This is a genomic window from Streptomyces sp. NPDC053513, from assembly GCF_044544765.1.
In the GTDB taxonomy this organism is placed as follows: Bacteria; Actinomycetota; Actinomycetes; order Streptomycetales; family Streptomycetaceae; genus Streptomyces; species Streptomyces litmocidini.
The window spans coordinates 1-14,061 of sequence record NZ_JBITXP010000045.1 but is presented as its reverse complement, the minus strand read 5'-3'; the positions used below and the strand labels follow the sequence as shown (position 1 = coordinate 14,061).

At 70.7% G+C, this 14,061-nt stretch carries 13 protein-coding genes and 1 riboswitch; of the genes, 8 read left to right on the top strand and 5 right to left on the bottom strand.

From position 1 onward, the window contains the following. Positions 1-379 precede the first annotated feature (379 nt). Together ACIGW4_RS37395 and ACIGW4_RS37390 are read left to right on the top strand one after the other, a co-directional pair. A complete protein-coding gene (locus ACIGW4_RS37395) occupies positions 380-1,177 on the top strand; it encodes a polysaccharide deacetylase family protein (protein WP_398707582.1) in 798 nt (265 codons plus the stop codon). After that, positions 1,177-2,355 (top strand): YncE family protein, encoded by a 1,179-nt coding sequence (locus tag ACIGW4_RS37390; RefSeq protein ID WP_123455491.1) that lies wholly within the window; start codon positions 1,177-1,179, stop codon positions 2,353-2,355. Before ACIGW4_RS37395 ends, ACIGW4_RS37390 begins: the two co-directional genes overlap by 1 nt. Before the next feature lie 26 nt (positions 2,356-2,381). On the opposite strand, the gene ACIGW4_RS37385 is transcribed toward ACIGW4_RS37390, so the two are convergent. Next, entirely contained in the window at positions 2,382-3,020 is a 639-nt protein-coding gene (locus tag ACIGW4_RS37385; RefSeq protein ID WP_398707586.1) for a GNAT family N-acetyltransferase, read from the bottom strand. A gap of 74 nt (positions 3,021-3,094) precedes the next feature. Here ACIGW4_RS37385 and ACIGW4_RS37380 point away from each other — a divergent pair, with 74 nt between their 5' ends. After that, the gene (locus ACIGW4_RS37380) at positions 3,095-3,310 is read left to right on the top strand and encodes an EF-hand domain-containing protein (RefSeq protein ID WP_123455493.1); all 216 of its coding nucleotides are present in this window, start codon (positions 3,095-3,097) and stop codon (positions 3,308-3,310) included. Between the two features lie 75 nt (positions 3,311-3,385). Here ACIGW4_RS37380 and ACIGW4_RS37375 read toward each other — a convergent pair whose 3' ends face one another. The 4 genes from ACIGW4_RS37375 to gcvT form a co-directional block, all read right to left on the bottom strand. Beyond that, the gene (locus ACIGW4_RS37375) at positions 3,386-4,756 is read right to left on the bottom strand and encodes an L-serine ammonia-lyase (RefSeq protein ID WP_123455494.1); all 1,371 of its coding nucleotides are present in this window, start codon (positions 4,754-4,756) and stop codon (positions 3,386-3,388) included. 161 nt (positions 4,757-4,917) lie between these two features. Continuing rightward, complete coding sequence (glyA, locus tag ACIGW4_RS37370) at positions 4,918-6,186, bottom strand: serine hydroxymethyltransferase (protein WP_093873992.1); 1,269 nt, start codon at positions 6,184-6,186, stop codon at positions 4,918-4,920. Positions 6,187-6,218: 32 nt separating this feature from the next. Beyond that, on the bottom strand, positions 6,219-6,596 hold the full coding sequence (gene gcvH, locus ACIGW4_RS37365; RefSeq protein WP_398707588.1) for a glycine cleavage system protein GcvH: 378 nt from the start codon (positions 6,594-6,596) through the stop codon (positions 6,219-6,221). A gap of 77 nt (positions 6,597-6,673) precedes the next feature. Further along, entirely contained in the window at positions 6,674-7,798 is a 1,125-nt protein-coding gene (gene gcvT, locus ACIGW4_RS37360) for a glycine cleavage system aminomethyltransferase GcvT (protein WP_399586092.1), read from the bottom strand. A 188-nt stretch (positions 7,799-7,986) separates the two neighbouring features. Next, positions 7,987-8,086, bottom strand: a riboswitch (glycine riboswitch). 160 nt (positions 8,087-8,246) lie between these two features. Here gcvT and ACIGW4_RS37355 point away from each other — a divergent pair. From ACIGW4_RS37355 to ACIGW4_RS37335, 5 genes are all read left to right on the top strand, one after another. Next, positions 8,247-8,903 (top strand): AAA family ATPase, encoded by a 657-nt coding sequence (locus ACIGW4_RS37355; RefSeq protein ID WP_399586089.1) that lies wholly within the window; start codon positions 8,247-8,249, stop codon positions 8,901-8,903. A 146-nt stretch (positions 8,904-9,049) separates the two neighbouring features. Then, positions 9,050-9,790, top strand: a complete 741-nt coding sequence (locus ACIGW4_RS37350) for an enhanced serine sensitivity protein SseB (protein ID WP_123455498.1) — start codon at positions 9,050-9,052, stop codon at positions 9,788-9,790. Positions 9,791-9,868: 78 nt separating this feature from the next. Continuing rightward, positions 9,869-10,663: an enhanced serine sensitivity protein SseB C-terminal domain-containing protein gene (locus tag ACIGW4_RS37345; RefSeq protein ID WP_359590009.1), complete on the top strand. Its 795-nt coding sequence runs from the start codon at positions 9,869-9,871 to the stop codon at positions 10,661-10,663. 362 nt (positions 10,664-11,025) lie between these two features. Continuing rightward, entirely contained in the window at positions 11,026-12,054 is a 1,029-nt protein-coding gene (locus ACIGW4_RS37340; protein ID WP_123455500.1) for an ABC transporter permease, read from the top strand. Positions 12,055-12,163: 109 nt separating this feature from the next. Next, positions 12,164-13,924, top strand: coding sequence for an ABC transporter substrate-binding protein (locus ACIGW4_RS37335; RefSeq protein ID WP_359590008.1), 1,761 nt, complete (start codon positions 12,164-12,166; stop codon positions 13,922-13,924). Positions 13,925-14,061: the final 137 nt, after the last annotated feature.

Sequence of the window (14,061 nt, the reverse complement as noted above, 5' to 3'; positions counted from 1 at the left end):
GCCCCGGACGCACGGAAGCCCCCGTGCGTCGTGGTGGGACGCGTGGGGGCTTCCGTGGAGTGCGCCGTGGACGAGGGGGGTGTATCCACGGCCGTTGGGTCGACCTGGCCCGGGTCAATGGGGGTCGTGTCTCCGACTATGGCAGACGGGGGGCCTTGCCGCCAAAAGTCCCTAGTGGGGCAAGGTGGAGCAAAACGGGACAGTTCAATTATGAATCGTTGGTGACGTGTAGCACTCGCCTTGTAAACAGTGAATGACTATGCGGTTCGTCGGGTGTTTCCCGGGATCGTCCGCATGCTGGACGGTCGACATGTGCCGACAAACGTCCTGAATTGGCCTAATCACCGCCAATCGGTCGTCATCCCTCTTGAATGGTCGCGTGAAGCCGACCGACCGCCGAGGAGCCCTCCGCGCGGGCGCGGCCGCCGCCCTCGCGGGAGCCCTCTCCACCGCCTGCGGCACGGAACCCCGCCCCGCCCCCGCCGCCGGGCACCCCCCGGCCACCGGGCGTCCCCCCGCCGGGCACCGCCCCGCCCCCGCGCCCGTCGCCGCCCCGGCGCCCCGCCGCTTCCCCGGACAGCCGGACGAGATCGCCCACGGCCCCCGCGACCGGCCCCGGGTCGCCCTCACCTTCCACGGCCAGGGCGACCCCGCCCTCGCCCGGCGGCTCCTCGCCCAGGCGGAGAAGGCCGGCGCCCGCGTCACCGTCCTCGCCGTCGGCAGCTGGCTCGACCGGCACCCCGACATGGCCCGCCGCGTCCTCGACGGCGGCCACGACCTCGGCAACCACACCCAGCACCACATCGACGTCAACGCCATGACCGAGGCCGGGGCCCTCGCCGAGATCGAGGCCTGCGCCGCCCGGCTGCGCAAGCTCACCGGCTCCGTCGGCACCTGGTTCCGCCCCTCCCGCACCCGGAACGCCGCCCCCGCCGTCCTGCGCGCCGCCCGCCGCGCCGGATACCCGCACGTCCTCTCGTACGACGTCGACTCCCTCGACTTCACCTCGCCCGGAGCCGCGGCCGTCGTCCGCAACGTCACCGGGCCGGTCCGCGCCGGATCCGTCGTCAGCCTGCACTTCGGCTACCCGGACACCGCCGCCGCGCTGCCCCTCCTCCTCGCCGATCTCGACCGCCGCGGCCTGAGCGCGGTCACCACCACGGAGCTGCTGAGCTGATGGCAAACCTCAAGAAGAGATCCAGGACCCTCCTCGCCGCCGCCCTGCTCGTCGCCCTCGCCGGCTGCGGCACCGCGAACCACCCCGAGGGCGCCGCCCCCGTGAAGAAGGCCGCCCCCGCCGTACCCGAGCGGGCCACCGTCCCCGCCGGACTCCCCGGGATGCCGCCCCTGCTCGACCCGCACGACGTCTACGCCGCCGACCGGCCCAACCAGCTCTCCCCGGTGGTACGGAACTTCCCCTCCCGGGTCTACGTCCCCAACACCAACTCCAACACCGTCTCCGTCATCGACCCCGCGACCTACCAGGTCGTCGAGACCATCCCGGTCGGCCTCCAGCCCCAGCACGTCGTCCCCTCCTGGGACATGAAGACCCTCTGGGTCAACAACGACCGGGGCCACACGCTCACCCCCATCGACCCGGCCACCGGCGTCGCCGGCAAGCCCGTCGAGGTCCACGACCCGTACAACCTCTACTTCACGCCCAACGGCAAGTACGCCGTCGTCATGGCCTCGCTCGACCGCGAACTCGTCTTCCGCGACCCGCACACCATGGAACGGAAGAAGTCCGTCCCCGTCACCTGCTACGGCGTCAACCACGCCGACTTCTCCGCCGACGGCCGCTACTTCATCGTCTCCTGCGAGTTCTCCGGCGAACTCCTCAAGGTCGACACCGAGAAGATGGAGGTCGTCGGCCAGCAGAAACTGCCCCTCCAGGGCGCCATGCCGCAGGACGTGAAGATTTCCCCGGACGGCAAGACCTTCTACGTCGCCGACATGATGGCCCACGGCATGTGGGTCCTGGACGGCGAGAAGTTCACCACCCCCACCCTGCTCCCCACCGGCAAGGGCTGCCACGGCCTCTACATCAGCCGCGACTCGCGCGAGATGTACGTCTCCAACCGCGGCGAGGGCACCGTCTCCGTCTTCGACTTCCAGCAGAACAGACTCACCAAGAAGTGGAAGCTCCCGAACGGCGGCTCCCCCGACATGGGCGGCGTCTCCGCCGACGGCAAGGTCCTGTGGCTCTCCGGGCGCTACGACTCCGAGGTGTACGCGATCGACACCACCACCGGCAAGCAGCTCGCCCGCATCCCCGTCGGCAGCGGCCCCCACGGCCTGGCCGTCTACCCCCAGCCGGGCCGCTACTCCCTGGGCCACACGGGCATCTTCCGCTAGGGCCTGTCCGGACAGGCCCTGGCGGGTCAGCCGGCGATCAGGAGCGCCTCCGAGGCCACCGGGCGGTAGCCCGCCGCCTGGAAGACGCGGACGCTGCGGGCGTTGCCCGGGGCCTGCTGGGCCCAGACCACCTCGCCCGGGACCAGGTGGCGGGCCGCCGTCGCCAGGGCCCGCCCCAGGCCCCGGTGGCGCACCTCCTCGTCCACCTCGACCGCCGCCTCCCAGCGGCCCGCCACGCCCCGGCCCAGGACCAGCACGCCGCCGTCGGCCGCCCACACCCGGACCTCGTCGCGGAACTTCAGCGCCCGCGCCACCCGCGGGTGCCCCGGGTCGTCGATCTCGCGGAGCTCCAGCGGGGGAGGGCCCGGCAGCGCGTCCGCCACCGTGAGCAGGTCGACGGTGTTCATGTGCCGGCCGGTGCGGGCCATCAGGGCGAGCAGGAAGCCCGGGTTCATGCTCGCCGCGAGCGGGTCGCTCGACGTGGCCGCCAGCGCGGCCCGCACCCACTCCGGGTCGGCGTCCGTGAAGACCACCGAATGGGCGGTGAAGGCCAGCACCCCCGCGTCCCGGGGGCCCGGCTGCGGCACCACCGTCGTCGAACCGTCCGGGGGCGGGAACGCCCCGCGTGCCGCCGCCGAGAGGATCTCCGCCACATCACTGCTCATACCCCCATCATCGGACAGCGGCGGGCCAGCTAATCTGACCCCCGACAGAACAGCACCGAGAAGGGGCGGAAGCAGTGGCGGACATCGAGTCGGCACGTACGGCATTCAACAAGTTCGACGTGGACGGCGATGGCTTCATCACCGCCGCGGAGTACAAGCACGTCATGGCGCAGCTGGGCGACTTCCACGTCACCGAGACGGTCGCCGAGGCGATCATCAAGCAGCGCGACGACAACGGGGACGGGGTGCTGTCCTGGGAAGAGTTCTGGGGCCACCTGAACAAGGCCTGACCTTTCCGCCCCGCGGGAAGAGGAACGGCCCGCCCCGGGAGCCCCGGGGCGGGCCGTTCCGCGTGCGTGAACGGTTCAGCACTCGATGATGTTGACCGCGAGACCGCCGCGCGCGGTCTCCTTGTACTTGACGCTCATGTCGGCGCCCGTCTCCTTCATGGTCTTGATGACCTTGTCGAGGGAGACCAGGTGGCTGCCGTCGCCCCGCATCGACATCTTCGCCGCCGTGACGGCCTTGACCGCCGCCATGCCGTTCCGCTCGATGCACGGGATCTGGACCAGGCCGCCGACCGGGTCGCAGGTCAGGCCCAGGTTGTGCTCCATGCCGATCTCGGCCGCGTTCTCCACCTGCTCCGGGGAGCCGCCGAGGACCTCGGCGAGCGCGCCTGCCGCCATCGAGCAGGCCGAACCGACCTCGCCCTGGCAGCCGACCTCGGCGCCGGAGATCGAGGCGTTCTCCTTGAAGAGCATGCCGACCGCACCGGCCGCGAGGAGGAAGCGGACGATGCCGTCCTCGTCGGCGCCCGGGACGAAGTTCATGTAGTAGTGCAGGACCGCCGGGATGATGCCGGCCGCGCCGTTCGTCGGGGCGGTGACGACCCGCCCGCCCGCCGCGTTCTCCTCGTTCACGGCCATGGCGTAGAGGGTGATCCACTCCATCGCGTGCGCCGCCGGGTCGCCCTCGGAGCGCAGCTTGCGGGCGGAGGTCGCGGCGCGGCGGCGGACCTTCAGGCCGCCGGGCAGGATGCCCTCGCGGGACATGCCGCGCGAGACGCAGGCCTGCATGACCCGCCAGATCTCCAGGAGACCCGCGCGGATCTCCTCCTCGGTGCGCCAGGCCTTCTCGTTCTCCAGCATCAGGGAGGAGATCGACAGGCCGGTCTCCTTGGTGAGGCGGAGCAGCTCGTCGCCGGTGCGGAAGGGGTACTTCAGGACGGTGTCGTCCGGGATGATCGGGTTCTCGCCGGCCACCGCGTCCTCGTCCACGACGAAGCCGCCGCCGACCGAGTAGTACGTCTTCTCCAGGACGAGCCCGCCCTCGGCGTCGTACGCGAAGACCGTCATGCCGTTGGCGTGGTACGGGAGCGCCTTGCGGCGGTGCAGGATCAGGTCGTCGTCGAACGAGAACGGGATCTCGTGCGCGCCGAGCAGGTTGATCCTCCCGCTCGCCTTGATCCGCTCGAACTCGTCGTCGGCGCTCTCCACGTCGACCGTGCGCGGCGAGTTGCCCTCCAGGCCGAGGAGGACCGCCTTCGGGGTGCCATGGCCGTGGCCGGTCGCGCCGAGCGAGCCGTACAGCTCCGCCCGTATCGACGCCGTGTGGGCGAGCAGGCCCTCGTTCTTCAGACGGCGGGCGAACATCCGGGCAGCCCTCATGGGGCCCACCGTGTGGGAGCTCGACGGACCGATGCCGATCGAGAACAGGTCGAAGACCGAGATGGCCACGGGAGGACTCCTTGTGGGGGCTAGACGCCGTTGTCTGCCGGGGTGGAGCAGAAGAGCGCGCAGAGGGGCTGAGCAAGGGGCGGGGCACCACGCTCACCGTCCAGTGTGCGTGGTGCCCCGGAGATTCCGTACGAACGAAGCCGGAACTAAATCGTACGAAATTACTTCAGGCCGGGGTACAGCGGGTGCTTGTCGGCCAGCGCGGTCACCCGGGCCTTGAGGGCCGCGGCCTTGTCGGCGTCGAAGCCCGGCTTCAGGGTCTCGGCGATGACGTCGGCGACCTCGGCGAAGTCCTCGGCCTGGAAGCCGCGGGTCGCGAGCGCCGGCGTGCCGATGCGCAGACCCGAGGTGACCATCGGCGGACGCGGGTCGTTCGGAACGGCGTTCCGGTTGACCGTGATGCCGACCTCGTGGAGGCGGTCCTCGGCCTGCTGGCCGTCGAGCTCGGAGTCGCGCAGGTCCACCAGGACCAGGTGCACGTCCGTGCCGCCGGACAGGACGGAGACGCCGTGGGCGGTGACGTCGTCCTGGACCAGGCGCTCGGCCAGCGCGCGGGCGCCGTCCAGGGTGCGCTGCTGGCGCTCCTTGAACTCCTCCGAGGCCGCGACCTTGAAGGAGACGGCCTTGGCCGCGATCACGTGCTCCAGCGGGCCGCCCTGGAAACCGGGGAAGACCGAGGAGTTCAGCTTCTTGGCGAACTCCTTCTTCGCCAGGATGATGCCGCCGCGCGGGCCGCCGAGCGTCTTGTGCGTGGTGGAGGTCACCACGTCCGCGTACTCGACCGGGTTCGGGTGCAGACCCGCGGCCACGAGGCCCGCGAAGTGGGCCATGTCGACCCACAGGTAGGCCTCGACCTCGTCGGCGATCCGGCGGAACTCGGCGAAGTCCAGCTGGCGCGGGTACGCCGACCAGCCGGCGATGATCACCTTCGGGCGGTGCTCCTTGGCGAGGCGCTCGACCTCGGCCATGTCGACCAGACCGGCCTCGTCCACGTGGTACGCGACCACGTTGAACTGCTTGCCGGAGAAGTTCAGGCGCATGCCGTGGGTGAGGTGGCCGCCGTGCGCCAGGTCGAGACCCAGGATCGTGTCGCCGGGCTGGGCGATCGCGAAGAGGGCGGCCTGGTTCGCGGAGGCGCCGGAGTGCGGCTGGACGTTGGCGTATTCGGCGCCGAACAGGTCCTTGATCCGGTCGATCGCGATCTGCTCGGCCACGTCGACGTGCTCGCAGCCGCCGTAGTAGCGGCGGCCCGGGTAGCCCTCGGCGTACTTGTTGGTGAGGACGGAGCCCTGGGCCTCCATGACCGCGACCGGAGCGAAGTTCTCCGAGGCGATCATCTCGAGGGTGGACTGCTGACGGCGGAGCTCGGCGTCGACGGCGGCGGCGACGTCGGGGTCCAGCTCGTGGAGGGGAGTGTTCAGAAGCGACATGAATCGATCCCTAGGGGGTCTCGGGCCCGGTCTCAGTTCCCGGCGAACGCGGTGTACTCGTCGGCGGAGAGCAGGTCCTCCGGCTCGCCCGTGACGCGCACCTTGAACAGCCAGCCACCCGCGAACGGAGCCGTGTTCACCAGGGACGGGTCGTCCACCACGTCCTGGTTGGTCTCGACGACCTCGCCCGTGACGGGGGAGTACAGGTCGCTGACCGACTTCGTCGACTCCAGCTCGCCACAGGTCTCGCCCGCGGTGACGGCGGTGCCGACGGCGGGGAGGTCGGCGTAGACGACGTCACCGAGCGCGTTGGCCGCGAACTCCGTGATGCCGACCGTCGCGACGCCCTCCTCGGTGGCCGACAGCCACTCGTGCTCCTTGGTGTAACGCAGCTCGTTGGGGTTGCTCATGACCTGATTCTCCTGGATCGGGGGAGTACTGATGAACGTGGGTCTTACGGGGTGAGACGCGGAACGAGACGACTGCGTCACTTCTGGCGCTTGTAGAAGGGCAGCGCGACGACCTCGTACGGCTCGTGGGTGCCGCGGATGTCCACACCTACACCCTGGGTGCCGGGCTCGGCGTGCGCCGCGTCCACGTAGGCCATCGCGATCGGCTTTCCGAGGGTCGGGGACGGGGCGCCGGAGGTGACCTCGCCGACGACCTCGCCGTTCGCGACGACCGACATGCCGGCGCGCGGGACGCGGCGGCCCTCGGCGATCAGGCCGACCAGCTTGCGCGGCGGGGCGGTCTCGGCGCGCTCGGCGGCCTTCTCCAGGGCCTCGCGGCCGACGAAACGGCCCTCGTTGGTCGTCTTCTCGAACTTCACGACCCGGCCCAGGCCCGCGTCGAACGGGGTGAGGGCGGTGGTCAGCTCGTGGCCGTACAGCGGCATGCCCGCCTCCAGGCGGAGCGTGTCGCGGCAGGACAGGCCGCAGGGGATCAGGCCGACGCCCTCGCCCGCCTCGGTCAGCGCCTTCCAGACGCCCTCGGCGTGCTCGGGCTTCAGGAACAGCTCGAAGCCGTCCTCGCCGGTGTAGCCGGTGCGGGCGATCAGGGCGGGCACGCCCGCGACGGTGCCGGGCAGGCCGGCGTAGTACTTCAGGCCGTCCAGGTCGGCGTCGGTGAGCGACTTCAGGATGCCGGGGGACTCCGGGCCCTGGACGGCGATCAGGGCGTACGCGTCGCGGTCGTCGCGGACCTCGGCGTCGAAGCCTTCGGAGCGGGCGACGAGGGCGTCGAGCACGACCTGGGCGTTGGAGGCGTTCGCGACGACCATGTACTCGGTCTCGCCGAGGCGGTAGACGATCAGGTCGTCGAGGATGCCGCCGTCCTCCTGGCAGATCATCGTGTAGCGGGCGCGGCCGTTGCCCACGGTGGAGATGTTGCCGACCAGCGCGAAGTCGAGGAGGTCCACGGCCTGCGGGCCGGTGACGGTGATCTCGCCCATGTGGGAGAGGTCGAAGAGACCGGCCCTGGTGCGGACGGCGTTGTGCTCGTCGCGCTCGCTGCCGTACCGCAGCGGCATGTCCCAGCCGGCGAAGTCGGTCATGGTCGCGCCCAGCGAACGATGCAGGGCATCGAGGGCGGTCAGACGGGGGGCAGTGCTCATGGGGTGGCTCCCGGGTCCCAAGGGCGTGATCGGTGACGAAAACACATGACGGGCGAGGACGTCCTCCCCATCTGTCATGGAACCTGAGAGGTTCACCGAGGGCATCTCGTCACCGAGCGATCGGCACCGAGAGATCGGCTTGCACCTTGGGTGGGGACACGGCGAGGTGTCCCGCTTTTCAGATCTGCCTCATCCACGCGGTACGGGGCCTGAGAGATTCAAGGGAGGGTCTTGCTCCTTCGGCGCCCGGACGCGCTCGGCGGTCCGGAACTCTCCCGCGCGGATTCGAGCGGCCGGTATGCGGTTGTGCGGCGACTGTGCGCGCCTGGCGCGCACATCATTGCACGCGGTGTCGGCGGGGCAAATCGCTTGCGCCCCATTACCATTTCTTTACACTTCATGGGCAAGGGTCTCCTCAGGTCTCCTGAGACCCGACAGGGGGAGCGCGATGAGGATCCAGCACACCGGCGCGTACGCGGCGAGCACCGGCATACCGTCCCAGCGGGCCCGCGCCCGGAGCCGCGGACGCCTCCTGCGGGACCTGCGCGAGCGCGAGGGCCGCGGCCCCCGCTCCCTCACCTTCGCCGCCGGCGACCTCGTCGTCGTCTCCGGGCTGCCCGGCAGCGGCAAGTCCACCCTGATGAAGCGCACCGTCCGGGGCGGCGCCATCGACTCCCAGGACGCCCGCGAGCGCTGGGAGGCCCGCATGCCCTGCCTCCTGCCCTACGCCGTCTACCGCCCCCTGGTCCGGATCGCGCACTACGCCGCACTGCGCCGCGCCCTGCGCTCCGGCGCGAGCGTGATCGTCCACGACTGCGGCACCCAGTCCTGGGTGCGGGGCTGGCTCGCCCGCGAGGCGAGACGCCGCGGCCGCGCCCTGCACCTGCTCCTCCTCGACGTCACCCCGGACACCGCGAGGGCCGGCCAGCAGGCCCGGGGCCGGGGCGTCTCCGCGTACGCCTTCGGGCGCCACCGGCGGGCCGTCGGCCGGCTCCTGCGGGCCGCCGAGTCGGGCAGCCTCCCGCACGGCTGCGCCTCGGTGACCCTCCTCGACCGGGCCGCCGCCGACTCCCTCCGCAGCATCGGCTTCCGGCAGGCGGCCTGAGGGACGGATCGTCCGAGGAGTGGAGGCGTCCCGGGCGTCCCGGGACGCCCGTACCCTTCCCTTCTGGCCGCGGCGGCGGCGACGCGGCGTTAGGGTGCTGCCGGGCGGCCGGTGCGGAAGGCCGCGCGAGAAGGGGAAACGCGACCGTGGACGTGACGTGGCCGGGCAACGAGCTCGAAGAGGTCCTTGCCGCCTCACTGGGCAACCCCGAGGCGGGAGCACGCCTCGTCGAGGTGCTGGGCCGCAGCCCGGTCTGGGTGCCCCTGCCCAACGGCGGCGGCCCCGACAGCCAGAGCCTCGACCTCGCCACCATGGAGATCGACGGCGCGGCCTACGTGCCCGTCTTCAGCTCCGAGCAGCAGTTCCGCGCCTGCGTCGGCGACCACATGTCCTTCACCGTCGCCCCCGCCCGTGACTTCGCCCGCGGCCTGCCCCCGCAGCTCGGCATCGCCGTGAACCCCGGCGGCACCGTCGGCGTCCCGCTGCCCCCGCCCGCCGTCGCCGAGCTCTGCCGCGTCGGCCGCACCCCGCTCGACGGACCCGCCAGCGGCGGCCGCGTCCGGCTCTTCGAGCCCGACTGGCAGGACGACCCGGTCGACTTCCTCGCCGCCGCCTCCGCCGAGTTCGAGGCCACCGGCGTCGTCGCCACCGCCCGCCGCGTCCTCGCCAGCGTCGAGGGCACCGAACCCGCCCTCTTCGTCGGCGTCCAGCTCTCCCACTGGGAGGGCGCCGACCGCACCGCGCCCCTGGACGCCCTCGGCCGCGCCCTCGGCCGGGTCGAGGTCGCCTGGCCGGTCAACCTCATCCTGCTCGACATGGCGCAGGACCCGGTCGGAGACTGGATGCTGGAGCGGGTGCGCCCCTTCTACCAGCGCGCCGCCGTGTGAGCGGCCCCCTGTTTAAGCTGAACTGACTCGATCGCTGGACAGACGTACGTGGTGGACGGAAGAGGGGCGGGACCCAGGGTGAGCGCGTCAGGCACCGCTGCGACCGGAGGACGGGTCGAGCACATGCTGCGCCAGGTGGCACCCGGACGCTACGACGCGTACGAGCAGCTGCTGCACGCCCTCGCCGACGGCGAGCTGTGGATGCTGCTCTGGCAGGGCGCCCCCGGCTCGCCCGACGCCCAGTACGGGAACATGGAGGTCGACGGCTTCGGCTACGCGCCGTGCGTCACCTCCGCCCAGGAGCTCGCCGCCTCCGGCTGGAACCGCGCCCACGAGCTGGTCACCGGCCGCGACATCGCCCGCGCCCTCTACCCGGACCGCTGGGGCGTCTGGCTCAACCCGCACGCCCCCGGCGGCGGCGTCGGCATCCCCTGGGCCGACCTGCGCCGGGTCGCCACCGGTCTCGACCGGATGCCCGCCGGGCCGCTGCGCGTCACCGAGCCCGCCCTGGAGATCCCGCAGTTCTACGCCCTGCTCACGCAGAACGCCCACCGCACCCCGGCCGTCCGGGCGCTGCGCCGCGGCTGGGTGCAGCCGGCGCTCGGCTCCCCGTACCTCGCCATCGGCCTCGACCTGTACGACACCTCCCCGGCGGCCGTCGACGAGGTCCGCTCGATGATGCGCCAGTCGATCGGCACCGTCCCCGACGGGCTGCCCGTCTCGACGGTCGCGCTCTCCGACGCCTACGACCCGGTGGCCCTGTGGCTGCGGGCGAACGCCCGTCCCTTCTACGACCGCGAGGCGCACGCCGGACGCGGTTCCGCCGCCGTACCGGGGTACGGATACCCCCCGCCGACGCCATCCGGATACTGAGACGCCCCTCGTGTCCCACTTGTCGGCAAAGGCCTCCGGAGTCCGCTCCGGAGGCCTTCGTTCACCCCAATTCGACAGCTCACGACACCGGTTGAGCGACATGTCCGATTGCGGGCAAGAGGGACCCGGTTGGTCCGCTCACGTGATCAGGACGTCCGGATAACGGAAGTTGCAGCACCGCATCACGTTTGAGCAAACATTCCCCGTCAGGGCTGGCGGGTGATCGCGAGCACATTGAAGACTCCCCGGAACACAGGACGTTCGACTCCTTTCGAGCCGATGTCCAGCAGGTTGTTCCACGGAGCCGCTACCCGCGGCGGGCAAGGGCCGGCTACCGGCGGCCGAGAGGGGTCCTCACCACGATGACGGCACCACTGCACGAGGCGAGTGCGGGCGATGCGACCGCCACCGTCGACGGCGCGCCCGACGCTCCCGGCACTCCGGACGACTCCGGCGCGTCCGGCAAGGCGATCGAGGGGCGTTCGCCCTGGAAGATCGCCTGGACCCGCCTCAAGCGCGACAAACTGGCCCTCGCGGGCGCCTTCGTCGTCGTCTTCCTGATCCTCGTCGCGATCTTCGCGCCGGTCATCGTGGGCCTCCTGGGCCACCCGCCGGACGAGTTCCACGAGGACCAGATCGACCCGCTGTTCGGCACGCCGATCGGCTCCTGGGGCGGCGTCAGCGGCGACTTCCTGTTCGGCGTCGAGCCCGTCAACGGCCGCGACGTCTTCAGCCGGATCGTCTACGGCGCCCGGATCTCGCTGCTCGTCGCCTTCCTCGCCGCGGTCTTCGCGGTCTTCCTCGGCACGGTCCTCGGCGTCATCGCCGGCTACTTCGGCGGCTGGATCGACGCCGCCCTCAGCCGGATCATGGACGTCATGCTCGCCTTCCCGCAGCTGCTGTTCACGATCGCCCTGGTCTCGGTGCTGCCCAACGAGTTCCTCGGCCTGGACGGATCGGGCGTGCGCATCGCCGCCCTGGTCCTGGTGATCGGGTTCTTCGGCTGGCCGTACGTCGGCCGCATCGTCCGGGGCCAGACCCTCTCGCTGCGCAACCGCGAGTACGTCGAGGCCGCCCAGAGCCTGGGCGCCGGCCGCTTCTACATCCTGCGCCGCGAGCTGCTGCCCAACCTGATCGCCCCGATCATGGTCTACGCGACCCTCATGATCCCCACCAACATCCTCACCGAAGCGGCGCTCAGCTTCCTCGGCGCGGGTGTGAAGCCTCCCACCGCTTCCTGGGGCCAGATGCTGTCGACGGCCATCACCACCTACGAGGCGGACCCGCTGTTCATGGTGATTCCCGGCCTCGCGATCTTCATCACCGTTCTGGCGTTCAACCTCTTCGGCGACGGCGTGCGTGACGCGCTCGACCCGAAGGGCTCCCGCTGACCGTTCGCCGACGACACGCAAGACCCGCCCCTGCCGCTGGCGACAGGAGGCCCACCCCAATCGGCGGACCGCCGTAACGGCCGCCACTATCCCGGAGGTTGCTGGACCCATGCTGAAGAGCTCTCAGCGCAGAATCGCCGCGGGCGCCCTGCTTGCCGCGGCCACGATGGTCGTCACCACCGCCTGTGGCGGCGGCAACGGCGACGGTGGTGGCAAGGGCGCCGGCGCGCCCGGCTTCAACGCCGGCGTGAACAAGATCGCCAGCCCCTCCGACAAGAAGGGCGGCGAGCTGAAGTTCATCGGCTCGCAGGAGGCCGACTCCTGGGACCCGCAGCGCGGCTACTACGGCTTCATGTGGGACTTCGCCCGCTACTACACCCGCCAGCTGGTCACCTTCAAGGCCGCGCCGGGCGCCGCCTCCACCGAGCTGGTCCCCGACCTCGCCACCGACACCGGCAAGGTCTCGGCCGACGGCCTCACCTACACCTTCACCCTGAAGGACGGGGTCACCTGGGAGGACGGCAAGCCGATCACCTCCAAGGACATCAAGTACGGCATCGAGCGCGTCTGGGCCCAGGACGTCATCTCCGGCGGCCCGATCTACCTCCAGCAGGTCCTCGACCCCAAGAACGAGTACAAGGGTCCCTACAAGGACACCACCACGGACAAGCTCGGCCTGAAGGCGATCGAGACCCCGGACGACAAGACCATCGTCTTCAAGCTGCCGGCCGCCAACGGCGACTTCCTGCAGATGCTGGCCATGCCGGCCGCCTCCCCGGTCCGCCAGGACAAGGACACCAAGGCCAAGTACGGCCTCAACCCCTTCTCCTCCGGCCCGTACAAGTGGCAGTCGTACACGCCGAACAAGTCGCTCAAGCTCGTCCGCAACGACAAGTGGGACGCCAAGACCGACAACGTCCGCAAGGCCCTGCCGGACAAGATCAGCGTCACGTTCACCACGAACGCCGACGACATGGACAACCGTCTGGTCGAGGGCGAGTACGACGTCGACATCAACGCGACCGGTGTCGGCTCCGCCGCCCGCCAGAAGGTGCTCCAGCAGCACAAGGGCAACGTCGACAACCCGCAGACGGGCTTCATCCGCTACGCGGTCTTCCCGCAGACGGTGATCCCCAACATCGAGTGCCGCAAGGCCATCATCTACGCGGCCGACTCGAAGTCCCTCCAGACCGCCCGTGGTGGCCCGCAGGCCGGTGGCGACATCGCCTCCAACATGCTGCCGCCGGCGATCAAGGGTGCCGACCCGAAGGCCGACCCGTACGGCAAGCTCGCCGGCGCCCCGGACCTGGCCAAGGCCAAGGAGGCGCTGAAGAAGTGCGGTAAGCCGAACGGCTTCAAGACCACGATCGCGGTCCGCAACAACAAGAAGATCGAGATCGCCACCGCCGAGTCCCTCCAGCAGTCGCTGAAGGCCGTCGGCATCGACGCCCAGATCGACCAGTTCGACGGCGCCCAGAGCTCCGGCATCATCGGTTCGCCGAAGGTGGTCAAGGAGAAGGGCTACGGCATCATCATCATGGGCTGGGGCGCCGACTTCCCGACCGGTCAGGGCTTCCTCCAGCCGCTGGTCGACGGCCGCTTCATCCTGCAGAGCGGCAACAACAACTTCTCGGAGCTGAACGACAAGGCCATCAACGGCCTGTTCGACCAGGCGCTGAAGGAGACCGACCCCGAGAAGGCCGGCGAGCTCTACAAGCAGATCAACACGAAGGTGTCGGAGGCCGCGGTCTACCTGCCCTTCACCCACGAGAAGAACATCATCTGGCGCAGCTCCCGGCTGACCAACGTCTACACGGCGGACGCCTACAACGGCCGCTACGACTACGCGTCGCTCGGCGTCGTCAAGTAATCCGACCCGCTTCACCGGCGCACCACCCGCCGCCAGGTCCGAAGGGCAGGTGATGGCCGTCGGCGGGGGGGGGGGGGGCGCGCCGGGGCGCCGCCCCCCCCCCCCGCCCCCCCGCACCCGAGCTGGGACACACTAAC